This window comes from Nonlabens xiamenensis, assembly GCF_003865345.1.
Taxonomy (GTDB): domain Bacteria; phylum Bacteroidota; class Bacteroidia; order Flavobacteriales; family Flavobacteriaceae; genus Nonlabens; species Nonlabens xiamenensis.
This window is the reverse complement of record NZ_RMVE01000001.1, coordinates 1063206-1087399: the sequence shown is the minus strand read 5'-3', so window position 1 is coordinate 1087399 and position 24194 is coordinate 1063206. Positions and strand designations below refer to the sequence as shown.

Below are 24194 nucleotides of genomic sequence, written 5' to 3'. Positions count from 1 at the left end.
TTAAAATGAAAAATTTAAAAATATTAGTTGGAGTACTGCTGATGTCCACGATATCGTGTACAATCACAGATGACAACACAGATCCAAACAACCCCAATGGAGACCAAGTAAACGCTGGGGCTATTTACCCTGGAATGATCACCCAAAGTCACAAAAATTTAGTTGCCGTAAATGCACGTGTAGCAGGTATTGTGGTGCAACATTATGATGGATTAGATGCCCAGCAGTTGGCTTACGATCAATATAATATCACCGAAAGTGATACCGACGACTACTGGGATGGAGGCCTCTATGGAGGTGGAGCCATGACAGATTGTTTTTCCATTATCAACGGGAATGAGGGAGAAGTCGCTGCGTTGGCTAAACTTTATATGGCTGCCAACCTGGGAATGACAACTTCAATGTGGGGTGATGCGCCATACAGCGATGCGTTCACCGGAGACCAAGGAAACTTTACGCCGACCTACGATGATCAGGAGACCTTGTACACGACCATTCAAACGCTTTTGGATGAAGCTATCGCAGATGGTGTAGCTTCTGGTGTAGGTGAATTTGCTGGTGCAGGTAGTACTGGTGCAGATTGGGAAAAAACTGCTCATGCTCTTAAAGCTAGATATTTCCTGCACTTAACTAAAAGACAGGGAAATGCAGCTGCGGCATCCGCTTTGAGTGAGGCACAGATGGCATTTGACTCAAATGATGAGGCGCCTGTTTTTGTATTTTCAAATCCAGTACAGAACGCCAATCCTTTATTTGGCTTTGAAAGTCAGCGCCCTGCTACCTTAGGAATTGCAACTACACTTACCAATAGAATGACGGGCGATCCTAGGTTACCTTTCTACACCACTAATGGTACTAACTTTGCAAATGCGGATGGTTTATTCTGGGGACAACCAGATTCACCAACTCCACTAATTTCCTACTGGGAAGTAAAATTTATTGAAGCAGAAGCTATTGTGCGGACAGGAGGATCAGATGCTGATGCACTTACAGCTATGCAAGAGGCTGTCGAAGCCAACATGCAATTCATCGGTGTTGCTCAGGCAGACATTGATGCTTACACAGCTGGATTAGCGATATCAGGTACTACAGAAGATAAAATTGAAGCTATCGTCACTGAAAAGTACAAAGCCTTTTACGGTAACTCTTCAATTGAAGCATGGAATGACTTTAGAAGAACTGGTTATCCAGACCTAACGCCTAGTCCAGATGCTGTAGCGAGCGTAAACCCAAGCCTTGTTGTTCCTAGACGTTTCCTTTATCCTATCTCTGAAAGACAAACAAATAGAGAAAACTATGAAGCTGCAATTAACGCTCAAGGAGGTCACCTATTGGATGTAGATATTTGGGCATTCGAATAAAGTATGGATTAGCCAACCTAAACTCATGAAAAGCGTGAGTGTTTAATCCATTAAAAGCTCGATGGCATTTTGTCATCGGGCTTTTTTATTGCCAAAACATTTTAAATGACCCAAAATATGCCCATACTTCAACATGTAGTTAACGCCTTGTTAAGAAAACTTAAAATGCTTCATAATATATTAGGGCATTCAATTAACAATTTTTAAATGAGAATAATTAAACACCTGCTGATGGTCTTGCTTTGTCTCGGAGCAATAACCAGTTGCTCTGTATTTCAGGGCCAAAAGAAAAGCACTGCCACAACTGCCAGCGCTAAAAAACCAGAAAAAAAGGATGGACTAAAACCTTATTCCAAAGTAATTACCAAGGATGCCAAAAGCGATGAAGGCCTCTTTACTGTTCATAAGGTCGACGACAATTGGTTTTATGAAATTCCAGACAGTCTCTTTGACCGAGAAATGCTAATGGTTACACGTATCGCCAAAACTGCTTCAGGCATAGGCTTTGGTGGGGGAAAACAAAACACCCAAACCCTGCGATGGCAGAAAAAAGGAAACGATGTATTATTACGCGTCGTATCCCACCAGGTTGTGGCCGCAGATTCTCTTCCGGTAAGTATTGCTGTAGAAAATTCAAACTTTGAGCCTATTTTGTATTCATTTCCAGTCAAAGCTGTGAAAAAAGATAGCATCAATAACAATACTGTAATTGACGTCACCGACTTCTTTACAGATGATGTGAAGGCCATTGGCTTCCCACAGTCCAGAAGAAAGTCTTATAAAATAAGTCGTTTGGATAGCAAGCGATCTTATATCGACACGCTACGATCCTACCCGCTCAACATTGAATCCAGACACGTAAAAACCTATCAAGCTTCTGAACCGCCTTCCAATAGCAGTGTTCAGTCCATTTCTCTTGAACTGAGCAACTCCATGATCTTGCTTCCCAAAGAGCAGATGGAGCGCAGATATTTTGACCAACGCGTGGGTTGGTTTGCCAGAGGTCAACAGGATTACGGTTTGGACGACCAAAAAACAAAAACGGTAACCTATTTAGATCGATGGAGACTGGAAGTTAAAGAAGAGGACCGTGATAAATTCAAAGCTGGCGAATTGGTTGAACCCAAAAAGCCTATTGTTTACTATATTGATCCAGCTACTCCCGTGCAATGGAGGAAATATATCAAACAAGGTATTGAAGATTGGCAAGTGGCCTTTGAAGAAGCAGGTTTTAAAAATGCCATTATCGCCAAAGACGCCCCTACCAAAGAGGAAAACCCAGACTGGAGTCCGGAGGATGTTCGCTATTCGGTAGTTCGCTACCTGGCTTCACCTATTCCTAATGCCAACGGACCTCACGTGAGTGACCCTAGATCTGGTGAAATCCTTGAAAGTGATATCAACTGGTACCACAATGTGATGACATTGTTGCACAATTGGTTCTTTATCCAAACCGCAGCTATCAACCCAGATGCCCGCATGAACGAATTTGATGAGGAAGTGATGGGAAGACTGATACGTTTTGTGAGTGCACACGAGGTAGGACACACCTTAGGTTTACCACATAATATGGGAAGTTCGGTAGCTTATCCCGTTGAAAAATTACGTGATCCTAAATTTACCAGGAAGTACGGTACCGCACCATCCATCATGGACTACGCAAGATTCAATTACGTGGCTCAACCAGAAGATGGTGATGTAGCCTTGATGCCCAATATCGGACCCTATGATAAATATGCCATCAAGTGGGGGTATAAACCTATTTTGGATAAAGAAGGTAAAGAAGAAAAGCCGATTTTGGACCAATGGATTCTAGAAAAAGCAGGTGATCCGATATATAGATTCGGCCGTCAGCAGTTTGGGGTGATTGACCACACAAGCCAGACCGAAGACCTGGGAGACGACTCCATGATTGCCAGCATGTACGGAATAAAAAATTTAAAGCGTATTGTTCCCAATCTGATCGAATGGACAGGAGAAGAAGGAGAGGATTATGAGGAGCTGGAAAATATGTACGGCCAGTTGGTAGGTCAATACAATCGCTATATGGGACATGTTACCAGTAATATCGGCGGCGTTAAAGAAACTTACAAAGCTTATGGTCAAGAAGGTGCTGTTTATGAGCACAACAGTCTTGACAAACAGCAACGCGCCATGGAATTCCTGAATGAGCAATTGTTTGAAACTCCAGAATGGCTCATTGACCAAGAGATTTTCAATAAGTTTGAATCAGATGGTGCGATTGAAAGAATACGCAGCATTCAGGTACGTACCTTAAATAACTTACTGGATTTTGGTCGTATGGCGAGATTGATGGAAAATGAAGAAGTCAATGAAGATCAAGCTTATGGTCTACTCGATATGATGACTGATTTGAGAAAAGGCTTGTTTCAGGAATTAACTCGTGGTCGTAGCATAGACCGCTATCGTCGTAATTTACAGCGCGCCTACGTAGAGCGACTGGAATATATTATGAATAACGAGCAACGCCAGTTACCCGCACAGTTTAGAGCCTACGCAGGTCAAAGTAGTATAGACGTTGTACAGAGTGATATAAGACCTGTAGTACGTGCAGAACTAAAACAATTGAAAGCGGACGCCAGTAGAGCGGCCCGTCGTACTTCAGACCGCCTGTCCCGCATTCACTTGGAAGACTTGGTGGAACGCATTGATATGATTTTGGATCCTCGATCTTAATCGACATCTTAAACGTTAAAAATCGGCTGCCAACCTCAGCCGATTTTTTTTATTCTAAAAATCTGCGATTACGATCATTTGTTTATTTGTAAATTGCCATCATGAATGAATTGCTCTACATCGATCCAGGAATAGGCGCGATGCTTGCACAAGCAGGTATTGCAGCTGCTGCTGGAGTAGCTATTTTCTACAAAACTGTTCTTCATACCGTCAAGTCCTGGCTGGGGATCCAACCTAAAAAGGATAAAGCTGATTTTGATGATGTGTATGACACCGAAAAAGATAATTGATGCAAAGGCACCCTTCTTCATTCAGGGACCCTTCGGGTTATGTCTTTATGGATCAGGGTAAGCTTTATCGCAAAATCCTTCCGTCATACTTTGAAACCTATGACCAGCTCAATGATCAGGGAATATATCAATCGCTATTTGATAAGGCTTGGTTGATTCCGCATGAGGAAATATCAAGGGATGACCAAAGCATTATCATTTGCCCTCAAAAAATTGAATTGATTACCTATCCTTATGAATGGAGTTTTACCCAATACAAACACGCCGCTCAACTTACCTTAAGAATACAATCTTTTTTATTGAAAAGGAATTGTTCACTCAAAGATGCCAGTGCCTTTAATATTAGTTTTTATCAAGGTAAAGCTATCCACCTGGATACATTGAGTATTGAACCCTATCAGCAAGACCAACCCTGGAAGGCGCTACTTCAGTTCAACCAGCATTTTTTGGGACCTTTGTTGCTCGCACAGCGCCAAGGCTCACATGCACTCAAATCCTTACTATACCGTATTGAAGGTGTGCCACTCAAGGAAGTAAAAAGCCACTTGGGACTTTTAAGTAGGTTCCATCCTGTCCTATATCCACACGTACACTTGCTTGCAAAAACCGAAGTGGGCACCTTACAACAACATGCTCAAGTCCAAGATAAAGCTACACTCAATAAGGATTCTCAACTCAAAATGCTGAAAGCGCTGGATCTTTATATAGGTGATATGGAGATGAAGGAAAATACCGAATGGAGTCAGTATTATGATCATACCAATTATGACGAAGATTCCTTTCAGGAAAAAAAAGATCTGATAGCCAGTTGGTGTCAGGAATTACAGCCCAAAACCATCATGGATGTAGGAGGGAATGATGGCACTTTTGGTCGGCAACTACTGAACCAATTGGAACACCTGGTTGTGGCTGATATTGATCAGCCGGCCATCGATCAATGCTACAAAAAAAGTATTCAAACGGGAAAAGTAACCAGTCTGGTTTGCGACCTTTCCCAACCTTCACCTGGATTGGGGTTTGAAAACCAAGAGCGGGATGCCTTGATCAAGCGGTGGGAAGAGTTTGCTCCAGATGCGGTCCTTGCCTTGGCCTTGATCCATCATTTGAGCCTTGGAAACAATCTTCCGTTTGAGATGACGGCTGCTTTTTTTGCTAGATTCAGTCCTTACCTCATCATTGAATTTCCGCATCGGGAGGATAGCTGGGTTCAATTTTTATTGGACAGCAAACGGGACGCCCGCCATTTGTTTGATGGCTATCATGTGTCCGCTTTCGCGAAAGCGTACCAACAATACTTCAAACTGATCAAATCCACTCCTATTAAAGGTACCCATAGAACCCTGTTTTTGTTCCAACGTCATGAAGGATAAATTGCTGGCATACCTAAAGAACAACAAACACTATTGGTGGACTGTCAGTCTTTTGCCGGGTGCTGTTTTACTAGTTTTCCTGTACCAAAACAATTTTAGTCTGATCAACAGCGGTATTCAACTCCTTTATTTTTTGTTGGTCTTAATGGTGCTTCCTGCACTGGCTATAGGGCTTCTCGACTTTCTACTGCAAAAAATAAATCCGAAAAAACGAGCCTACTTGTATTATGTATTTTTGCTATTGCATATACTGATTTTTGGCGCTCTGATCATATTTATGGGGTGGCGGTGGAAAGGCCTAGTTTTAGGAATATTCATCATAGCCATCAGTGCACGTTGGTTGACAAGGCATTATAAAAAACTGGTGTTGCTTTTAGGCTTCATGTTGCTGGTGGGAATCGGTCAGCTCGCATTGCAAATATTTACAAATTCCTGGCAAGCATGGCATCCACAAACACAAGCTTTTGAAAAATGGACTTTTCAGTCTCGACCTAATATATACGTGATCCAACCGGATGGATATGTTGGACCCAACACCCTATCAAACCCACCTTATGCTTATGACAATGGTGAGTTCATGACATTTCTGGATGAGAAAGATTTTGCCATTCAGGAGAATTACCGCAGCAACTACCCTTCTACCCTCTCTTCCAATGCCTGCTTATTTACCGCACAGCATCATTATTTTCAAGGAAAGCATTCTCAGAACGAACTCCCAAGTGCCAGAGATGTTATTATGGGAGCCAATCCTGTTCTGCGCACGCTCAAAAATAACCAGTACCAGACCCATGCCATCCTAGAAAGCAATTACCTTCTGCTGAACAGGCCCACACTATTTTACGATCAGGTGAATATCAGCGACAATGAGCTGCCCTATTTTCCCTTTTTTTCAAAGGGGATAGACGTACAAGCTGGTTTGGAAAAAGCGTGGAAAAATTCAGAAAACGGACCACAATTTTTCTTTATCGAAATCTTAGAACCTGCTCACGTGACAACCTATGCTGCTAGTTCACAAGGCAAGGATCAGGAGCGTTTGGCTTACTTGAACCGACTAGATTCTGTCCATATAAAACTAGACAAACTCCTGAACAGTATTGAAGAAAAAGATCCGGATGCAGTAATCCTTGTTTTAGCAGACCATGGTGGTTTTGTGGGTTTTGATTCTACCGACCAGGCGATGAGCAAACCTATACAAAATCTCAGTTTGAAGAATAGTATTTTCCAAGCATTGTATGCAGTTAAGGCTCCGCAAAGCCTCAAAACCTCATTAATACAAGCTAAAAGTAGCATAGAGATATTCCCGAGGTTATTTGCCCAGCTGTCTGGACAAGACTTTCAGAATACAATGGAAAATGGTAGTTATCTGCGCATCAAAGGCGGCAATTCATCAGGTATTTACCGCTATTTTGATGACCAAGGGGAATCCGTAAGCTATCGCATGAACACTCAGGACTTGGAAGCTGGCAGTCGGTCTCTAAAGAAATAAAAGCCTGCGACCAATATAAAAAGGAGTATAGGGTGTATCAAAAATCTCCGCACGTAAAAGAGCGCCATTTTGCCCCATTCAGAGTCGAGGCTGAGTAAAATAATAAAAGTGAATAGAAGCCCTAAAAAGGCAAATAAATAAACCCAAAGTCCGGCAGCCACCAGTGCGTTTTTCTTGAACAAAAACCAGATAATCCAAAGAGAAATCACCATGTTGACCAAATATCTTAAAGCGGTAAACATCAGTAGGCTAAATCCATTGAATTCAGGAAGTGGTGTGGTTTGGAAACCTGCCTGAAAGTAAGATTTTAGCGGATCTACAAACAACCAATCTTCAAAAGCCCTTACCGCGACCAGCAAAAGAACCAACATCACCACCATGGCTGCACTATACCAGTTTTTAGGTTTCATCTACTTTTGGTTTTTTGATCCAGTATATCCACAAGAGTATGACACTACCGTAAATCACGGCTGGAAAAGCTAACTCATGTGCTTGATGTGCATATAATGGGTATTCTTTATAAATCATGCCCAGCAATACCAGTCTTACCAAGTTGACCAGATAGATCAGACCGATTCCTATCAAAAGGAACAACAAGGTTTTTTGCCAGGCTTTCGCGAAAGCGAGCACAAAAGACACAAATAAAATCATTACACTGACCGCATTGCAACCCTCTATGACTCTAAAAACCGCCTGTTCATCCATAAAAATAGTCACCGAAGGCAAATCAGGTGTATTGATGGCCCGCACTTCATAACCGAAAACCTCCAAGCCCAACTTGGTTTGATGACTGATTTGTGCCGTTACCGGATCAGGGAAGTGATAAGCATTCCAATCTTGTTGTAGATAAAAATAGTACAGCAGGGAAAGAAGCAGATAGATGCCCGCAAAAACTGCCACAAACTTAAAGATGGGAAAATAGGGTCTGAGGGACTTCAATACAGGTAATTTTTATGACAAAGTTAGTTATTTAACCAGAGTCCTGCGCTAGCTTTGCGTTTTTAAAACAGGCGCATGAAACTAGACGATCTTAAACCGACTATCATTGAGCTGGTAGGCCATCCCGAATTGGAAGTGCAAGAAAAGATGCAAGGAATTTGCGACCTACTGCAGGCCAATGTAGATACGTATGACTGGGTAGGTTTTTATATGGCTCATGACACCGAACCTACTTTGCACTTATGGAACCAGGCTGGTGAGCCTACTGATCATACCATCATTCCTTTTGGTAAAGGAATTTGTGGGCAGGTTGCCGTTTCCAACCAAAATTTTGTCGTGGATGATGTAAGCGCCCAGGATAATTATATCGCCTGTAGCATACATGTAAAAAGCGAGGTGGTCATCCCGCTGTTTAAAGATGGGAAAAATATTGGCCAAATTGATATTGACAGCCATACACCTCATGCTTTTGATGAAAAAGACGAGCGTTTTCTAGAATGGATCAACGCCCAGGTAGCCGAATTGCTATAAGTAGGCAATGAGACATTTCCTGTTGACTTTCTTTTTTGTTTGTACCTCTGTCCTTCTGGCAGGCGCCCAAACAGTCTATGTTACCAAAACAGGGACTAAATACCATAAAGAAAAATGCTTTCACCTCAAGGAATCCAAAATAGATATAGATCTAAAAAAGGCCTTGGAACGCGCCTATCAAGCCTGCAAACATTGTAAGCCTCAGTCTGGAAACACAAGCTCATCGGCTCAAGCAAATTCCTCATCAGCGATTGACCCACCAAAAAAGAATAAGGCAATCCAATGTATGGGAAAAACTCAAGCTGGACGCCGGTGCCAAAGAAAAACCAAGAATTCAAACGGTCGTTGTTATCAACATCAGTGATTGAATTCTATGATATATAACTAATTCTTTCGGGAGCGCACCTGCTGTTCCCAAGCCCAGGCGCTTGCCAATGCCTCTTCCAAACTATATTTAGATTTCCACCCTAACACGCGTTGGGCTTTATCGGTTTGTGCATAGGCGGCCACTACATCGCCCTCTCGACGATCTACGATTTTGTAATTGAGAGGTTGTCCGGTAGATTTTTCAAAAGCCCTAACTACTTCCATCACAGTAGAACCAGTACCAGTTCCTACGTTAAACACTTCAAAATTGTCATTAGCAGACTTTTCAATCAATCGTTGAAGTGCCGCCACATGGGCTTTGGCCAGATCCACCACATGGATATAATCCCTGATGGCCGTTCCATCTCGGGTGGGATAATCATCGCCAAAAACACTGAGCTGCTCCCGCACTCCAATGGCGGTCTGTGTAATATAAGGAACCAAATTCTGTGGAACACCTAGTGGTAACTCTCCAATTTTGGCGCTTTCATGGGCACCAATGGGATTGAAATACCTTAAAGCAATGGCACTTAGATTGGGTTTAACTCGACAGGTATCACGTATGATCTCCTCTCCGATCTGCTTTGTATTTCCATAAGGGGATTCTGCTGGCTTAATAGGAGCTGATTCGGTGATTGGGAGCTCGTCGGCCTGTCCGTAGACTGTACAAGACGAACTAAATATGAATCCCAACTCCCGATCCTGGACCTGTTGAAGCAATAATACCAACGCATTGACATTATTTTCATAATAAAGCAAGGGATTTTCCACACTTTCTCCTACCGCCTTGGAAGCCGCAAAATGTATGATACCACCTATATCGTTATGTCTATCAAAGAAATTGACTACACTTTCTTTTTCCCTTAGATCCAACTCTTCAAAAGTTGGTTGTACACCGGTGATGGATGCGATCTGGTCCACGACTTCTTTTGAAGTATTGGACAAATTATCGACGGCAATTACTTCATACCCCTGTTCTTGAAGTTCAACAACTACATGCGAACCTATAAACCCTAATCCTCCTGTGACTAATATCTTCATAGGAAACAAAGGTAGCGTTTCCCGAAAATGTTACATAAAAAAACGGCTATGTTCCCATAGCCGTTGATGACAAAATAAAAATTCAAGTCTTAGTCCTTCAATAATCCTCTGGATATCACGATCTTTTGAATTTCGCTGGTACCTTCATAGATCTGAGTAATCTTGGCATCACGCATCAAACGCTCAACATGGTATTCTTTGACATATCCATTTCCACCATGTACCTGAACAGCTTCTACGGTAACATCCATGGCCACCTGTGAGGCATAAAGTTTTGCCATAGCTCCACTCATGTCATAATTGCGCCCCTGATCTTTATCCCAGGCACTCTTCATCACCATATGACGAGCTGCAGTGATATTGGTATGCATATCTGCCAGTTTAAAAGCGATCGCCTGGTGGTTGCAGATTTCAGTCCCGAAGGCTTTACGCACTTTGGAATAATCCCTCGCCAATTCATATGCACCTGAAGCAATACCCAAGGCTTGTGCGGCGATACCTATCCGACCACCAGAAAGGGTCTTCATGGCAAATTTAAACCCAAAACCATCTTCACCTATGCGATTTTCCTTGGGTACTTTTACATCATTAAAAATAAGGGAGTGCGTATCACTTCCTCGTATCCCCAGCTTGTCTTCCTTCACTCCCACTTCAAAACCATCCCAATTCTTTTCTACGATAAAAGCATTGATGCCTTTGTGTTTTTTCTCCTTATCGGTTTGGGCGATTACCAAATAAAAATCTGCGCTACCTCCATTTGTGATCCAGTTTTTAGTTCCATTGAGTACGTAGTGGTCACCTTTATCTATAGCCGTTGTTTTTTGGGAAGTCGCATCACTACCCGCTTCTGGTTCAGACAAACAAAAAGCTCCGATAGATTCACCGGTAGTCAATTTGGTCAGGTACTTTTCTTTTTGGGCATCCGTACCATAAGTATCCAGCCCCCAACACACCAAACTGTTGTTGACAGAAACGATTACCGAGGCACTAGCATCGATCTTGGAGAGCTCTTCCATGACTAACACATAGGAGATGGTATCCATTCCACCACCGCCATACTGCGGATCAGCCATCATCCCCAGGAATCCTAGTTCGCCCATTTTCTTCACCTGTTCTGTAGGAAATTTTTGGTGGGTATCCCTTTCGATTACACCAGGCAATAATTCGGTTCTAGCGAAATCCCTTGCGGCATCCCTGATCATCAAATGCTCTTCTGTAAGACCAAAATCCATGTATTTCTTCTTTAGTTTTGTTTATTTTACGATTTTGCAAAGCTAATGCTATTTGCTCCGATTTTCAACACCTTTTTTAGATGAATCATCAGTACTATAACGTTTTAGGAGTCATGTCAGGCACTTCCCTGGACGGCATTGATATAGCGCACATTAGTTTGGTCTATAAAGACACCTGGACCTTTCAGATGCACCAAACCACGACAATTCCTTATCCAGATACCTGGAAGAGAGATTTGGCCCAGGCTGTAAAGTTGTCTAAAGCCGAGGTGGAGAAACTGGATCAGAACTACACACAGTTTTTGGCCGAACAGATCAATTATTTTGTCCAACAACACCAGATCACAGAGTTATTAGCGATATGCTCGCACGGTCATACGGTCTTTCACCGACCAGACCTGGGTTACACGCTTCAAATTGGAAATAGGGAGGAACTGGCCAAGCTTACCGGATATCGTGTGGTATGTGATTTTAGAACAGCCGATGTAGAATTGGGTGGACAGGGTGCTCCTTTGGTACCTATCGGCGATCAACTTTTGTTTGCCGATTATGACTATTGTTTGAATCTAGGTGGCTTTGCCAATGTGAGTCATGAGCATGAGGGAAATCGAATCGCCTATGACATTTGTCCGGTCAACGTAGTCATGAATAAATTGGCATCCCGTTTAGGGACTGAGTATGATAAAGGTGGCGCTTTCGCGAAAGCGGGAACCCCACACTCCCCCAGCATTGAACAATTGAACAATTTACCGTACTATCAACTTCCCGCCCCAAAATCCTTGGGGATGGAATGGGTCAATGAGTTTGTGTTCCCTATTTTGGAGACCATAGACCGACCTCAAGATGCCCTGGCTACCTTTATCGAGCATATTGCAGATCAGATTTATGAGGTACTGCCTGTTTCAAGCACTGTTTTAGTAACCGGAGGTGGCGCCTACAACAGGTTTCTGCTGGAGCGACTGCAAACCAAGGGGCTCAACCAGCTAGTTATCCCCCAATCCGAATTGGTAGAATTTAAAGAAGCCTTAATTTTTGGACTGCTAGGCGTATTGAGGTTGCGACACGCTAACAATTGTCTCTCAAGTGTTACTGGTGCCCAAAAGGATCATTCCAGTGGACGTGTTTTAGTCCCTTAAGAAAATCCAAAAAATTCGCTTTACAGGGGCGACAATGTTATATTTGTGCAAACTAACCTAAGGCTATGAAAGAACTGCTTAAACGTTATGAAAATGCTGATCCCGAGATCGTGTTCCACTGGAATGATCCAGAAACTGATGCCGAGGGATGGACAGTGATTAACAGTTTACGTGGCGGTGCTGCAGGTGGGGGAACGCGAATGCGCAGTGGTCTCGATAAAAATGAGGTGCTTTCTCTGGCCAAAACCATGGAGATCAAATTTACTGTCTCTGGCCCAGCCATAGGCGGAGCCAAATCAGGTATTAATTTTGATCCAGAAGATCCGCGTAAAAAAGGAGTCTTAGAACGCTGGTACAAAGCGGTTTCTCCACTACTGAAAAGTTATTACGGAACTGGTGGTGACCTCAATGTGGACGAAATTCATGAAGTTATTCCGATCACTGAAGAAAGTGGGGTTTGGCATCCACAGGAAGGTGTTTTTAACGGGCATTTTTCACCTAGCGAAGCAGATAAGATCAATCGCATAGGCCAATTGCGTCAAGGGGTGATCAAAGTAATCGAGAATCCAAGCTTCTCCCCAGACGTTTCCAGAAAATATACCGTTGCCGATATGATTACTGGATTTGGGGTCGCCGAAGCGGTTAAACACTACTATGATATCTACGGAGGAGATGTCAAAGGTAAACGAGCCGTTGTACAGGGTTTTGGGAATGTGGGTAGCGCAGCTGCTTTTTATTTATCTCAAATGGGGGCCAAAATTGTGGGCATCATTGACCGTGCTGGCGGATTGATCAACAAAGATGGATTTAGCTTTGAAGAGATCACCGAACTTTTTCTCAACAAAGATGGAAATGCGCTAAGAGCTAAGGATATGATTCCGTTTCAGGAAATCAATGAACGTATCTGGAAATTGGAGACAGAAATCTTTGCCCCTTGCGCAGCCTCTCGATTGATTAGTCAGGAGCAGATAGACACCATGATAGCCTCTGGATTGGAAGTAATTTCTTGTGGTGCCAATGTTCCTTTTGCAGATAAAGAAATCTTTTTTGGATCCATTATGGAACATACGGATGAAAAAGTAAGTCTGATCCCTGATTTTATATCCAATTGCGGTATGGCCAGGGTTTTTGCTTATTTCATGGAACGTCGGGTTCAAATGACTGATGAAGCCATTTTCAACGACACCAGCATGACGATCAGAAATGCTATCCAAAATACCTTCAACAACAACAGTTCAAAAACACAAATTAGTTCAACGGCATTTGAAATTGCCTTAAAACAACTTGTTTAATGAAATATTTTTTAGGGAATAGTCCCAAGTGGTTTAAATACACCATGATCGCCTTTTTATTGTTTAATGTGGTAGGATACTACACTTTGAGTGGTACCACAATGGGGTGGATTTTTATTGGCGAATTCATTTTTTGTTTGGCCATGGCGCTGAAGTGTTATCCATTACAATCTGGTGGTTTACTCGCCATCCAGGTACTTGCGCTGGGACTTACTCATCCCATGTACAAGATTGACCACGAAACGCATGAAGCGGTTTTGGATGAAGCCGGAAATCATGTTCTAGGTGGTGTGTATGCAGAAGTCGCCCAAAATCTAGAAGTGATTTTGCTATTGGTTTTTATGGTAGCGGGGATTTATTTTATGAAGCCTTTGTTGATGTACATTTTCGTTAAACTTTTTACCAAGGTCAAATCAAAATTATTGCTATCACTTGTTTTTGTAGTGATTAGTGCAGTCCTTTCTGCGTTTCTGGATGCTCTTACAGTAACGGCAGTATTGATTAGTGTGGGGCTTGGTTTTTACAATGTCTACCACAAAATACATTCTAGTGATTTGGACTTGGATGGGGACAATACACTCGATAGAAAGCAATTGAGCGGTGAAACCCTGGAGAAATTCCGCTCCTTTCTGCGTAGTTTGGTAATGCATGGTGTGGTAGGAACCGCGTTGGGTGGTGTTTGTACGATCGTCGGTGAACCACAAAACTTATTGATCGGGACTAAAATGAATTGGGATTTTATTGAGTTTTTCTCAGTGATGTCCGTCATTACTCTTCCCGTATTGGTTGCTGGAATATTGACAACCGTTTTATTGGAAACCACTAAAATATTCGGCTTTGGTGAAAAGATGCCACCAGTGGTTCGCCAGATTATTGAAGGTTGGATGGTAAAGCGTGACAAAGAACGTACTGCCAAGGAGAAATACGGATTGGTTGTGCAAGCGATTTCCGCTGTATTATTGATAGCCGGACTAGCACTTCATATTGCGCCAGTCGGCTTTATAGGATTGGGTTTGATTGTCGTTCAAACAGCATTTATGGGTATTACCGATGAGCATAGTCTAGGGAAGGCATTTGAAGAAGCTTTGCCTTTTACCGGCCTGCTCGTTGTCTTTTTTGTGATCGTCGCTATGATTCACGATCAACATCTGTTTGCGCCTATTATTGAATGGGCACTCGAGCAGGACCCTGCAAATCAACCGTCCATTTTCTATCTGGCCAACGGATTTCTGAGTATGATCTCGGATAACGTTTTTGTGGCCACCGTTTATATTAATGAGGTAAGTGCGGCCTATGAAGCTGGTCGTATAACAAGCGAACAATATAAGCACTTGGCCATTGCTATAAATACGGGAACAAACCTTCCATCAGTAGCGACGCCCAATGGACAAGCTGCCTTTTTGTTTTTATTGACCTCGGCATTGGCACCAGTTATCAATCTCTCCTACGGCCGCATGGTTAAAATGGCACTTCCTTATACGATAGTATTGACCCTGGTCGGCTTGGCCTGTGTCTGGTATTATTTGTAAACTTGATATACAGTCTATCAAAAGTTAGGCTGATGATAGAAAGTCTGATAAGTTTTACAGCTCAGCCACTTTAAACAATGAAAACACCATAAATTGCGTTATCAACGAAATTAATTGATTTTTAAATGAACCTACTTCTTCAAGAAACAGCTGCGGCTGCAGAACAGTCCAAACCCTTGGTCAACGAGGAATCAGAATCCCTGATCGGATTGATAAAGGCTGGTGGGCCTTCTGGAACTATTATCGTCATCATCCTGGCGGTTTTATTATTTGTTGCGCTTTACATTTATTTTGAGCGACTGATGAAGATCAAATCTAGTTCAAAGATTGATAGTAACTTTATGCTACAAATCAAAGATAATGTCTCTAATGGCCGTCTTGATGCTGCCAGAATGTTATGTGCAAAAGAAGATTCACCGGTAGCCCGATTGACTGAAAAAGGAATCAGTCGTATAGGATCTCCGCTGGAAGACATTAATAGCGCCATCGAGAATGCCGGAAAGCTAGAAGTTTATAAATTGGAAAAGAACGTGAGTATCCTCGCCACTATCGCCGGTGCAGCTCCCATGATTGGTTTCCTGGGAACGGTAATAGGTATGGTGTTGGCTTTTAGAACCCTCGCACAAGCTGGCGGAAGTGCTGATATGGGAAATCTGGCCGGAGGTATTTATACCGCAATGATAACGACCGTAGCAGGGCTTATTGTAGGAATCATTGCCTATATCGGATACAACCACCTTGTGGTCAAAACAGATAAAGTAGTACACCAGATGGAGGCCAATGCTGTCGACTTCCTTGACCTCTTGAACGAACCCGCATAAATATGAACCTAAGAGGAAGAAATAAGGTAAGTCCGGAATTTTCAATGTCATCTATGACTGACATTGTTTTCCTGCTTTTGGTATTCTTTTTGTTGACATCACCATCGATAACCCCAGAGGCCCTGGATCTTTTACTTCCTAGTGCGGGAGGGAAGACCTCTACCACTGGGAAAGTTACCGTAAGCATTTCTGAAGAAGGAGATTATTATGTCAATGACCAGCAGGCTACCATTGAAGATTTGGAAACTCGGATCATGGATGTATTGAAAGGTAAAGATAAGCCGACCATCATGTTGCGATCAGATAAGAATGCACCGGTGGACTACTCAGTCAAAGTCATGGATATAGCCAACAGGAATAAAGTACAAATTGTCCTCGCGGTGCGTAATAATTAGCCTTATGGGATACCTAAAAACCAAAGAACAGAAAATATCTGCCACAGTCAGTGTATTGTTGATCATTACATTGGTACTGATTTTCAGATTTGTTTCCCTAATTAATGTGATCGAACCACCTGAAGAAAGTGGTATCGCGATCAATTTTGGAAATACGGCGGTAGGATCGGGCCCCGTAGAACCAGCCAAAGCCACCAAGGTAACCCCAGAATCCAATCCAGAACCAGTCACCCAAGAAACGCCACAAGTAGATAATGTGGTGACGCAGGACAATACGGATGCACCCAGTGTCCCATCAGACCCAGAAAACACTGATCCAGTTACAAAACCCGTGGACAAACCTGTGGAAGCAAAACCAAAACCAAAGCCGAAACCCAGTTCATCTGTTTTAGATGCCTTAAATAGTGTTACGGGTGCAGAGACCGTTGATGGAGATACAGATACCGGTGAAGGGCCTGGAGACGGGCCTGGAAACAAAGGTGATATCAATGGGGATCCTTATGCCAATACCTACTATGGTGCGCCAGGAAGCGGTTCAGGAGGTAAGGGTTATGGTCTCGCTGGACGCGGAAAAGTAGCCGGACGAGGTGTCTCCCCAGATTGTTTTGAGACAGGACGTGTGATTGTAGAAATTCAGGTAGACCGTAACGGTAATGTCGTCAATGCCAAAGCTGTCAGCAAAGGTTCTACAAACATGGCCGACTGCCTTCAACGTGCAGCGGTCAAAAGTGCCAAAACCTATAAATTTAGTGCTGCACCCCAAGCTAAACCTATTCAGATAGGTTTTGTAGAAGTCAATTTCAAGGTGGGAGAATAACAGTGGATTACCGACAAACCCTGGACTGGCTCTACCGCCAACTCCCCATGTACCAACGATCGGGTACGATTGCTTTCAAAACCAAACTCGATAACAGTTATGCCCTGGATGCTTATTTGGGACATCCACATCATCAGTTCAAAAGTATACATGTAGCTGGAACAAACGGTAAAGGTTCTACCAGCCATATGCTGGCTTCTGTTTTTCAGGAAGCAGGTTACAAAGTAGGACTGTACACTTCCCCCCACCTCAAAGATTTTAGAGAAAGAATCAAAGTTAACGGTCAGCCATGCCCTACCGATTATGTGGTCGATTTTGTGGACCAACACCAAGAATTTCTTATCCATCAACAATTGTCATTTTTTGAAATGACGGTCGGAATGGCCTTTGACTATTTTGCTATTCAGGAGGTGGACATAGCCGTCATAGAAGTAGGCCTGGGCGGCCGCCTGGACAGCACCAATATTATTACCCCTGTCCTGAGTGTCATAACCAATATAGGTTGGGACCATATGAATATGCTCGGCAATAGCCTGGAAGCCATTGCAGCAGAAAAAGCAGGCATTATCAAAGATGAAATACCCGTGGTCATCGGTGAAAGCTTAGCTGAAACCAGAGCTGTTTTTGAACATATAGCCAATGAACGAAAAGCACCTATACATTTCGCGGAAGCAGCTCCCTTCTACCCTCATTCACTTGATTTAAAGGGATCTTATCAAAAATATAACGCCAGAACAGCATTTGTGACCTTGGAAATCTTAAAAAATGATGGATGGGAAATTGAGGAAACTCATATCGAAAAAGGATTGTCCAGTGTTGTCAAAAATACCGGATTGATGGGCAGATGGCAATGGCTTTCCCACGCGCCAAATACGGTTTGCGATACCGCTCACAACAAAGAAGGTCTACAACAAGTCATGCGACAATTGCAAGAGGAAGATTATCATCAATTACACTTGGTATTGGGTGTGGTCAACGATAAAGATTTGGATGCGATCTTACCCCTATTTCCTCGTAACGGGATGTATTATTTCTGCCGACCGGATATTCCCAGAGGTTTGGAGGCCGAAAAATTATCCGAAGCGGCGCTATCACATGGGCTCAAGGGAGATACCTACCGCAGTGTACAATCAGCCCTTCAAGCAGCCAGTAAGGCAGCTGGTCCTCGTGATTTGATCTACGTGGGCGGCAGCACATTCACCGTTGCAGAAGTGGTGTAATTAACCGCCTTTGAATCTGCGTTTCTTTTTCTTATCTGGATTAGTAAACAAGCGTTTAAAAAAGCCATCCCTTTTGGTAGGTTCACATTCCAGCGAACTGAGCACCTGGTCACTCGCCTGTGGAAAACGCGCACTGGTATAAGGTTTCATAGCTGGATCAGCATTCATTTTTTGCAAAAGCTTGGCCGAAATGGGAAGAGCTGCGTTAGCACCTTGCCCTACCCGGGTAGACTTAAAACCAATGCGGTGATCGTCAAAGCCCACCCAAGTGGCCACCACCAGTTGAGGAGTCACTGCCATAAACCAGGCGTCCTTATTGGACTGGGTTGTTCCTGTCTTTCCAGCGATATCATTACGCAAGCCGTACACTGATCTCATTCTGGTAGCCGTTCCACGATCGACCACAGATTCCATCATTGCAATCATTTGCTGTCGTGTAGTAGCAGAAAAGGCAGGCTCCATTACCTCGGGCTTTTTCCATTCCTCAATCAGATGGTCATCAGCATCTGTTATTTTGAGGAGGTAGTAAGGCTTGACAGGCCGCTGATCGTTGATAAATGCAGTGTAGGCTCCTGCCATTTCGGCAATACTCAGCTCTGCGGTACCTAAGGCCAGAGATGGCACTTTGGGAATTTCATTGTTAATGTTGAGCTTTCGCGAAAGCGATACTACCTCATCAATACCTGTTTTTTCCAGCACCTTGACTGAAATTGTATTGATGGAATGGGTCAAGGCTTCTTTTAAACTATAGTTCATGTATCGCTCGTCAATATCTCCTGAATTGGACGGACTCCAATCCTTGTGATTTTCATAGGCCACTTCTCTGGCCGAAATATAACTACAAGGCGTCATCCCTTTTTCCAATCCAGCCGTGTACACTATAGGCTTAAAGGTCGAACCTACTTGCCGCTTGCTGTTGGTGTGGTCATATTTGACCTGGCTAAAATCAGCACCTCCCACGTAGGCTTTGACCGCGCCATTGTTATCCAAAACCAGACTTCCTGTGCTGATACTTTTTAGTCGGTGCTTAAGACTGTCGGTCACTGATAAAGGCGTGCCCTCGACGACTAATTCAGAAGGCGTTTGAGACAAAGAGTCCAGTATTCTCTGATGGTCCAGGGAATTAGTTTTTAACTTTTGATAGCGGTCAGACTTTTTCATGGCCTGGAGATAAGCTGCGCCTGTATCACCCCAGGGAGCATGATCACCATATTCTGCCTCCATCTGTGGTTGAAGATTTTTCAAATGCTCGGTCGTTGCCTGTTCTGCATAAGTTTGAAGATCCTTATCCAGCGTCGTGTAAATTTTGAGTCCGCTGGTATACAAGTTCAGCGGATGCTCGTCGGTGCTGTTTTCTTTGCACCAGGTAAGTAGCTCTTGCCTCAAGCGCTCTCTAAAATAAGGGGCGATACCCGACTGTTCATCAAATTTGGCATAATCCAATTGCAGTGAATCGGTTTGGAACAGTTTCAATGAATCGGCAGTCAAATAGTTGTATTTAGCCATTTGGGACAATACCAAATTACGTCGTTCCGTGGCCCGCTGCGGATGTTGCTTAGGATGATAATAAGAAGTGGCTTTAAGCGTTCCGATTAAAGTAGCGGCTTCACTAGGACTGAGCTGACTTGCTGGCTTGTTAAAGAATTTACGAGAAGCGCTCTCTATACCATGGGTGTTCCCGCTAAATGGAACCGTATTGAGGTATAATTCGAGTATCTCCGGCTTGGTATAGATTGCTTCTAAGCGATTAGCGATGATGATTTCCTTGGTTTTGGCCACCGGCAGTGTAAAAACACCTTGATTCTGTCGCGCGAATAGGTTTTTGGCCAATTGTTGGGTCAAAGTACTTCCCCCTCCAGCAGATTTATCTTGAAGTAAAAGGGATTTAAAAAACACCCTGCCCATACTGCGGTAATCTACACCTGAGTGCTTATAAAATCTGGCATCTTCTGTTGCGATTAAAGCTTGCATAAGATGATCTGGTAAGCTATCTAATGCCACCGGCTGCCGATTTTCAATATAGAATTTACCGATCAGTCGATTTTTTGCATCGTAGATTTCTGAAGCTTTGTATAGGGAGAGTTGGCTTAGTTCTTTTTTGGCCGGTAGTTTACCCCACCAACCTATATACACAGTGCCGATGAACAAAACCAACAGCAGGAAACCGGCACCCAATACGATGCCTAGCCACCTCCCGATGCTGATGAGTTTATTTTTAAGGGATGGTTTCATAAAAAATCTGACTGCAAAAAAACACAATGTCTTTTTGAGGTACTGGTGGATTAACGCAACTTTAGCGGCTATGATATAACGGAAGCTAATTATTTTGATTTATTTTCAATTTATGTTTGCGCATTTACAAATCCATAGTATATTTGCACCCGCTAAGACAGGAATCAGTTCCTGGATAAGTAAAAGTCAAAATGACTTTAAATTATATCGGGCGCGTAGCTCAGTTGGTTCAGAGCACTTGGTTTACACCCAAGGGGTCAGGGGTTCGAATCCCTTCGCGCCCACAACGACAATCCCTTCTCATCGAGAAGGGATTTTTTTTGCGCTTCGGGATTCGAACAGCCAACGCACCCCCTGGCCCCTCACTAATGGCGTGCCTTTGGGGCACCCCATTACACGTTCGGTCCTCTTCGCGCCCACAACGACAATCCCTTCTCATCGAGAAGGGATTTTTTTTGCGCTTCGGGATTCGAACAGCCAACGCACCGCCTGGCCCCTCACTAATGGCGTGCCTTGGGGCACCCCATTGAACGTTCGGTCCTCTTCGCGCCCACAACGACAATCCCTTCTCATCGAGAAGGGATTTTTTTTGCGCTTCGGGAGCGGTAACTTGCTAAAAAAGTAGATGTTCATCAACATATAACAGGAAAGTATGAGCGTGAAGAAATGACGCCTAGTATAGAAGCTGCGGTAAAACTGGCTAATTTATTAGACACCACCGTAGGTTATCTACTTGGAGAAAATAAGGATAGTAAATTGCTTAAAGATCCTGCAATGCTTAAACGATGGCAGGATATTGAAAGCTTAGCTAACGAGAATAAAAATGGGATTCTCTATGCGCTAGACAATCTTCTTAAAGCGGCTAAGTTGAGGGCGATTTAGCGTATAAAAAAGCCTCTACTTTGCTGTAAAGGCTTGTCAATATTGTAAATGTTTAAACTGATAGAGCTTAAACAAGACTAAATCCTAATAATGCAATTATAATTAAGTAAATTATAATTAATATTTTTTTTAATTGTTTAAAATTGAGATTTAGATACAAGATTATCAAACCCGAAAAAAACATTAATAAAAACCATAATAACGAGGCTACATTATATTTTTGTGAATGAGTAACATTTGGTTGTTCTATAGAATAATATATTAAATTTAAAGAGATTAGTGTCCAAGCTAAAAAAAGTAGTTTTAATATAAAATTTAATATTCTTTTCAGTATCATAATTTTATTTAGAAATTATCCTCCATTATTTTCGTTAGAGCTCTCATTATTTATAATAACCTCATCAAACTGATAGTATCCACCATTTTTGATCAAGGAAAACCTATAGAGCTTTCTCAATATATTAGGGGATTACATCTGCAAAAAGCACTAAAAGTAAAAAAAATGGAAAAACGCATGTAGTCTGTGTCATCAAATCAATAACTCTCTAATAAAAATAAAACGGAAGCCATCTCTAACTTCACTTTTACTTTATCTCAAAATATTTTTCATCCCACTACAGTATCTTCCTCTTCTTTGGAAAGGATAAGAGGTGAGGAAAAAACGCTCTTATATCGCTACAAAAACTTCTATTAAATACTCTTATTACTCATACTCGGTACCAATGCCAAACTAGCACTAGCTATCATTCTAGCGCCAGCAGGCGAGGATAAGAGGTGAGGAAAAAAGCTCTTACATAGCTGTAAAGACTTCTCTATATTATTCATTTGCATTGCAAATGCCATATTAAAACAATAGCGATGCAATCGCGCGCGACGTGGATCGTCGGATTCATAAATTATTGATATTCAACATATATTATTAATCATTTTCTACAAGTACCATTTTAGGACATTAGCTAGTTTTAATCTTCAAATATGCTATCAGAATCATTTTCAAATGCATCAATAAAATCTTCATCAATTTCGGATTTTTCAAAAATATCTAGCATGTATTCATTTTCAGAATAACGAAATAATGTTATAAAACTACCATCTGATAGTTTTATTCTTAAATCTCTTTCGTACCAATCAACTTTAATTTCTTCAATAATTGACCCAACCTTATTTTTTATTGGTTCATATTGCTTAAAGATTGTTAAATCCTCTCCATATTTTTTCCTAGACAACTTCAAATCTTTTATTGATAAAATTTCATTTTCCAATAAAATAAATAAGTCAATATCTCCATTAGAAGAAAATTCATATAGTAAGTTTTTTAAAATCATATGATCCTCCATTATTTTTAGCTTCTTGACTTTGTGAATCATGATTTTGTGACTCACCATTATTATTATTGGTACTACCCTCTTTCGCTCTAGCTGTACCATTCATATCTTGAGAATTAATATCGACTATTCCAACTATTCGTAAATCAGTTAAAACACTTTCAATATTTTTGAGAACAACATCATTACTTTCAATAATGTTCACATCAAATTTAAACTCTTTTTGAGCTTCTCTTTGGCTGAATACTAACTACCCTTTTCCTTTTACCCAGATTGGATGAGCTGGCAAGCACTCAATAAAAGTTCCATCCTCAAAAATAACTTTGATATTCTTGTATTTCTTGATTTTATTAGGTATTCCAACAACCAAATCTTTCTCAAAAGCCATTGAATCCATAGTAAAACTCAAAATCTTATCCCCAGGTGTGATATCCTCTATGTTTTTAAATAAAAGTCTAATTATTAGATAAAAGCAAACTGAATAAAGCCAATTGTAAATTACAAGCAAAATGAAATTTTCAAACAAAATTATCCTTTATTTGTGTCCCCTGCAAGAAGAGGTTCAGGATCATTAAAAATAAAATCTAAAATCGCTACGGCTCTAGGATTTTTTCAATTGTAATCATTGATGGTATATTTATCCATATATACTGGATCATCATGATCAAGATTAGTTTGCTGCATATATGTAAGCTTGGCCGTTTTATAACCTACGATCTTTGTAAATAGAATAATTGCACCGGTAGAAGGTGTTAAATCTCATTTACAATTTTCTGGTAAAATACGATTCGAAGCGTTACCTATATATTTATAGTTTTCCTCTCCTGGCAAAGGCACTAAATCATAATCAGGTAAGTCCATTTCAATTACTTCGGTAAGTTCAAAGCATATATCCTTGTCTTTTATATACTCTAAAAAGCCTGATATGTATTCTATCTGTAGATCATAACCTCCTTGACCCTTTAAACTATTAAGAATACTTTCCTTAGAGGATTTAGGACTAAAAACAAAAAGGTTATCATTTAAAAATATTACATATTCATCTTGTCTTTTTAGATAGGAGCATTTATAAGAAATAATATTTTCCTCAATTGAATTCTCTTCATTACAATTGATAGATTTACAACTGATTATAAATAATATGATAATCGTACTAAAACATATTTTAATCATCTTCGATATAAATTTTTCTCAACTTTTGCTATTTTTTACTATCCTTTTCAAACTTTTTT

The 24194-nt window shown here is 41.7% G+C and carries 23 protein-coding genes and 1 tRNA gene; 15 read left to right on the top strand and 9 right to left on the bottom strand.

The genetic code is table 11. The features are described 5' to 3' along the window. Positions 1 to 5 precede the first annotated feature (5 nt). From EGM47_RS04830 to EGM47_RS04810, 5 genes are all read left to right on the top strand, one after another. Positions 6 to 1361, top strand: a complete 1356-nt coding sequence (locus EGM47_RS04830) for a SusD/RagB family nutrient-binding outer membrane lipoprotein (protein WP_124979606.1) — start codon at positions 6 to 8, stop codon at positions 1359 to 1361. A gap of 207 nt (positions 1362 to 1568) precedes the next feature. Then, complete coding sequence (locus EGM47_RS04825) at positions 1569 to 4058, top strand: zinc-dependent metalloprotease (protein ID WP_124979605.1); 2490 nt, start codon at positions 1569 to 1571, stop codon at positions 4056 to 4058. 101 nt (positions 4059 to 4159) lie between these two features. Next, positions 4160 to 4348, top strand: coding sequence for a hypothetical protein (locus EGM47_RS04820; RefSeq protein ID WP_124979604.1), 189 nt, complete (start codon positions 4160 to 4162; stop codon positions 4346 to 4348). Then, positions 4348 to 5718, top strand: a complete 1371-nt coding sequence (locus EGM47_RS04815) for a class I SAM-dependent methyltransferase (RefSeq protein ID WP_124979603.1) — start codon at positions 4348 to 4350, stop codon at positions 5716 to 5718. Before EGM47_RS04820 ends, EGM47_RS04815 begins: the two co-directional genes overlap by 1 nt. Then, positions 5708 to 7204, top strand: a complete 1497-nt coding sequence (locus EGM47_RS04810; protein WP_124979602.1) for a hypothetical protein — start codon at positions 5708 to 5710, stop codon at positions 7202 to 7204. The genes EGM47_RS04815 and EGM47_RS04810 overlap by 11 nt, the downstream gene beginning before the upstream one ends. Here the strand turns inward: EGM47_RS04810 and EGM47_RS04805 are convergent. Further along, positions 7165 to 7614 carry an exosortase F system-associated membrane protein gene (locus EGM47_RS04805; protein WP_124979601.1) on the bottom strand — a complete coding sequence of 150 codons (450 nt, stop codon included), beginning with the start codon at positions 7612 to 7614 and terminating at the stop codon, positions 7165 to 7167. The genes EGM47_RS04810 and EGM47_RS04805 overlap by 40 nt on opposite strands. Then, positions 7604 to 8143 carry an exosortase family protein XrtF gene (xrtF, locus tag EGM47_RS04800; RefSeq protein WP_124979600.1) on the bottom strand — a complete coding sequence of 180 codons (540 nt, stop codon included), beginning with the start codon at positions 8141 to 8143 and terminating at the stop codon, positions 7604 to 7606. The genes EGM47_RS04805 and xrtF overlap by 11 nt, the downstream gene beginning before the upstream one ends. A gap of 75 nt (positions 8144 to 8218) precedes the next feature. Between xrtF and EGM47_RS04795 the strand changes: the two genes are divergently transcribed. After that, positions 8219 to 8674, top strand: coding sequence for a GAF domain-containing protein (locus EGM47_RS04795; RefSeq protein WP_124979599.1), 456 nt, complete (start codon positions 8219 to 8221; stop codon positions 8672 to 8674). Between the two features lie 384 nt (positions 8675 to 9058). Here EGM47_RS04795 and galE read toward each other — a convergent pair whose 3' ends face one another. Both galE and EGM47_RS04785 read right to left on the bottom strand, forming a co-directional pair. Then, positions 9059 to 10081, bottom strand: coding sequence for a UDP-glucose 4-epimerase GalE (galE, locus tag EGM47_RS04790; protein WP_124979598.1), 1023 nt, complete (start codon positions 10079 to 10081; stop codon positions 9059 to 9061). An 89-nt stretch (positions 10082 to 10170) separates the two neighbouring features. Then, the gene (locus tag EGM47_RS04785; RefSeq protein ID WP_124979597.1) at positions 10171 to 11313 is read right to left on the bottom strand and encodes an acyl-CoA dehydrogenase; all 1143 of its coding nucleotides are present in this window, start codon (positions 11311 to 11313) and stop codon (positions 10171 to 10173) included. 80 nt (positions 11314 to 11393) lie between these two features. Here EGM47_RS04785 and EGM47_RS04780 point away from each other — a divergent pair, with 80 nt between their 5' ends. From EGM47_RS04780 to EGM47_RS04750, 7 genes are all read left to right on the top strand, one after another. After that, positions 11394 to 12449 carry an anhydro-N-acetylmuramic acid kinase gene (locus EGM47_RS04780; protein WP_124979596.1) on the top strand — a complete coding sequence of 352 codons (1056 nt, stop codon included), beginning with the start codon at positions 11394 to 11396 and terminating at the stop codon, positions 12447 to 12449. A gap of 65 nt (positions 12450 to 12514) precedes the next feature. Then, a complete protein-coding gene (locus EGM47_RS04775) occupies positions 12515 to 13741 on the top strand; it encodes a Glu/Leu/Phe/Val dehydrogenase dimerization domain-containing protein (RefSeq protein ID WP_124979595.1) in 1227 nt (408 codons plus the stop codon). After that, positions 13741 to 15270, top strand: a complete 1530-nt coding sequence (locus tag EGM47_RS04770) for a Na(+)/H(+) antiporter NhaB (RefSeq protein ID WP_124979594.1) — start codon at positions 13741 to 13743, stop codon at positions 15268 to 15270. The genes EGM47_RS04775 and EGM47_RS04770 overlap by 1 nt, the downstream gene beginning before the upstream one ends. Positions 15271 to 15395: 125 nt before the next feature. Further along, the gene (locus tag EGM47_RS04765) at positions 15396 to 16091 is read left to right on the top strand and encodes a MotA/TolQ/ExbB proton channel family protein (RefSeq protein ID WP_124979593.1); all 696 of its coding nucleotides are present in this window, start codon (positions 15396 to 15398) and stop codon (positions 16089 to 16091) included. A gap of 2 nt (positions 16092 to 16093) precedes the next feature. Continuing rightward, the gene (locus tag EGM47_RS04760) at positions 16094 to 16486 is read left to right on the top strand and encodes an ExbD/TolR family protein (protein ID WP_124979592.1); all 393 of its coding nucleotides are present in this window, start codon (positions 16094 to 16096) and stop codon (positions 16484 to 16486) included. 4 nt (positions 16487 to 16490) lie between these two features. Then, positions 16491 to 17303 (top strand): TonB family protein, encoded by an 813-nt coding sequence (locus tag EGM47_RS04755; protein WP_124979591.1) that lies wholly within the window; start codon positions 16491 to 16493, stop codon positions 17301 to 17303. Positions 17304 to 17305: 2 nt separating this feature from the next. Continuing rightward, a complete protein-coding gene (locus EGM47_RS04750; RefSeq protein WP_124979590.1) occupies positions 17306 to 18523 on the top strand; it encodes a bifunctional folylpolyglutamate synthase/dihydrofolate synthase in 1218 nt (405 codons plus the stop codon). Here EGM47_RS04750 and EGM47_RS04745 read toward each other — a convergent pair whose 3' ends face one another. Further along, on the bottom strand, positions 18524 to 20755 hold the full coding sequence (locus tag EGM47_RS04745; RefSeq protein WP_124979589.1) for a penicillin-binding protein 1A: 2232 nt from the start codon (positions 20753 to 20755) through the stop codon (positions 18524 to 18526). A gap of 209 nt (positions 20756 to 20964) precedes the next feature. Here EGM47_RS04745 and EGM47_RS04740 point away from each other — a divergent pair. Next, positions 20965 to 21039: transfer RNA gene (locus EGM47_RS04740), tRNA-Val, on the top strand. Between the two features lie 382 nt (positions 21040 to 21421). After that, a complete protein-coding gene (locus EGM47_RS04735) occupies positions 21422 to 21637 on the top strand; it encodes a hypothetical protein (protein WP_124979588.1) in 216 nt (71 codons plus the stop codon). A gap of 962 nt (positions 21638 to 22599) precedes the next feature. Here EGM47_RS04735 and EGM47_RS04730 read toward each other — a convergent pair. The 4 genes from EGM47_RS04730 to EGM47_RS04715 all read right to left on the bottom strand — a co-directional run bounded on the left by EGM47_RS04730 (position 22600) and on the right by EGM47_RS04715 (position 24135). Next, positions 22600 to 22962 (bottom strand): hypothetical protein, encoded by a 363-nt coding sequence (locus EGM47_RS04730; RefSeq protein ID WP_124979587.1) that lies wholly within the window; start codon positions 22960 to 22962, stop codon positions 22600 to 22602. Further along, positions 22937 to 23167 (bottom strand): hypothetical protein, encoded by a 231-nt coding sequence (locus EGM47_RS04725; RefSeq protein ID WP_124979586.1) that lies wholly within the window; start codon positions 23165 to 23167, stop codon positions 22937 to 22939. Before EGM47_RS04725 ends, EGM47_RS04730 begins: the two co-directional genes overlap by 26 nt. Before the next feature lie 45 nt (positions 23168 to 23212). Further along, positions 23213 to 23488, bottom strand: coding sequence for a hypothetical protein (locus tag EGM47_RS04720; protein WP_124979585.1), 276 nt, complete (start codon positions 23486 to 23488; stop codon positions 23213 to 23215). A 233-nt stretch (positions 23489 to 23721) separates the two neighbouring features. Further along, the gene (locus EGM47_RS04715; RefSeq protein WP_124979584.1) at positions 23722 to 24135 is read right to left on the bottom strand and encodes a hypothetical protein; all 414 of its coding nucleotides are present in this window, start codon (positions 24133 to 24135) and stop codon (positions 23722 to 23724) included. Positions 24136 to 24194: the final 59 nt, after the last annotated feature.

What these genes read in the sequence shown, in the direction of transcription:
- EGM47_RS04830 (WP_124979606.1), top strand. Translation starts at nt 6, where the DNA reads ATGAAAAATTTAAAAATATTAGTTGGAGTACTGCTGATGTCCACGATA.
- EGM47_RS04825 (WP_124979605.1), top strand. Translation starts at nt 1,569, where the DNA reads ATGAGAATAATTAAACACCTGCTGATGGTCTTGCTTTGTCTCGGAGCA.
- EGM47_RS04820 (WP_124979604.1), top strand. Translation starts at nt 4,160, where the DNA reads ATGAATGAATTGCTCTACATCGATCCAGGAATAGGCGCGATGCTTGCA.
- EGM47_RS04815 (WP_124979603.1), top strand. Translation starts at nt 4,348, where the DNA reads ATGCAAAGGCACCCTTCTTCATTCAGGGACCCTTCGGGTTATGTCTTT.
- EGM47_RS04810 (WP_124979602.1), top strand. Translation starts at nt 5,708, where the DNA reads ATGAAGGATAAATTGCTGGCATACCTAAAGAACAACAAACACTATTGG.
- EGM47_RS04805 (WP_124979601.1), bottom strand. Translation starts at nt 7,614, where the DNA reads ATGAAACCTAAAAACTGGTATAGTGCAGCCATGGTGGTGATGTTGGTT.
- EGM47_RS04795 (WP_124979599.1), top strand. Translation starts at nt 8,219, where the DNA reads ATGAAACTAGACGATCTTAAACCGACTATCATTGAGCTGGTAGGCCAT.
- galE (WP_124979598.1), bottom strand. Translation starts at nt 10,081, where the DNA reads ATGAAGATATTAGTCACAGGAGGATTAGGGTTTATAGGTTCGCATGTA.
- EGM47_RS04785 (WP_124979597.1), bottom strand. Translation starts at nt 11,313, where the DNA reads ATGGATTTTGGTCTTACAGAAGAGCATTTGATGATCAGGGATGCCGCA.
- EGM47_RS04780 (WP_124979596.1), top strand. Translation starts at nt 11,394, where the DNA reads ATGAATCATCAGTACTATAACGTTTTAGGAGTCATGTCAGGCACTTCC.
- EGM47_RS04775 (WP_124979595.1), top strand. Translation starts at nt 12,515, where the DNA reads ATGAAAGAACTGCTTAAACGTTATGAAAATGCTGATCCCGAGATCGTG.
- EGM47_RS04770 (WP_124979594.1), top strand. Translation starts at nt 13,741, where the DNA reads ATGAAATATTTTTTAGGGAATAGTCCCAAGTGGTTTAAATACACCATG.
- EGM47_RS04765 (WP_124979593.1), top strand. Translation starts at nt 15,396, where the DNA reads ATGAACCTACTTCTTCAAGAAACAGCTGCGGCTGCAGAACAGTCCAAA.
- EGM47_RS04760 (WP_124979592.1), top strand. Translation starts at nt 16,094, where the DNA reads ATGAACCTAAGAGGAAGAAATAAGGTAAGTCCGGAATTTTCAATGTCA.
- EGM47_RS04755 (WP_124979591.1), top strand. Translation starts at nt 16,491, where the DNA reads ATGGGATACCTAAAAACCAAAGAACAGAAAATATCTGCCACAGTCAGT.
- EGM47_RS04745 (WP_124979589.1), bottom strand. Translation starts at nt 20,755, where the DNA reads ATGAAACCATCCCTTAAAAATAAACTCATCAGCATCGGGAGGTGGCTA.
- EGM47_RS04735 (WP_124979588.1), top strand. Translation starts at nt 21,422, where the DNA reads ATGACGCCTAGTATAGAAGCTGCGGTAAAACTGGCTAATTTATTAGAC.
- EGM47_RS04730 (WP_124979587.1), bottom strand. Translation starts at nt 22,962, where the DNA reads ATGATTTTAAAAAACTTACTATATGAATTTTCTTCTAATGGAGATATT.
- EGM47_RS04715 (WP_124979584.1), bottom strand. Translation starts at nt 24,135, where the DNA reads ATGATTAAAATATGTTTTAGTACGATTATCATATTATTTATAATCAGT.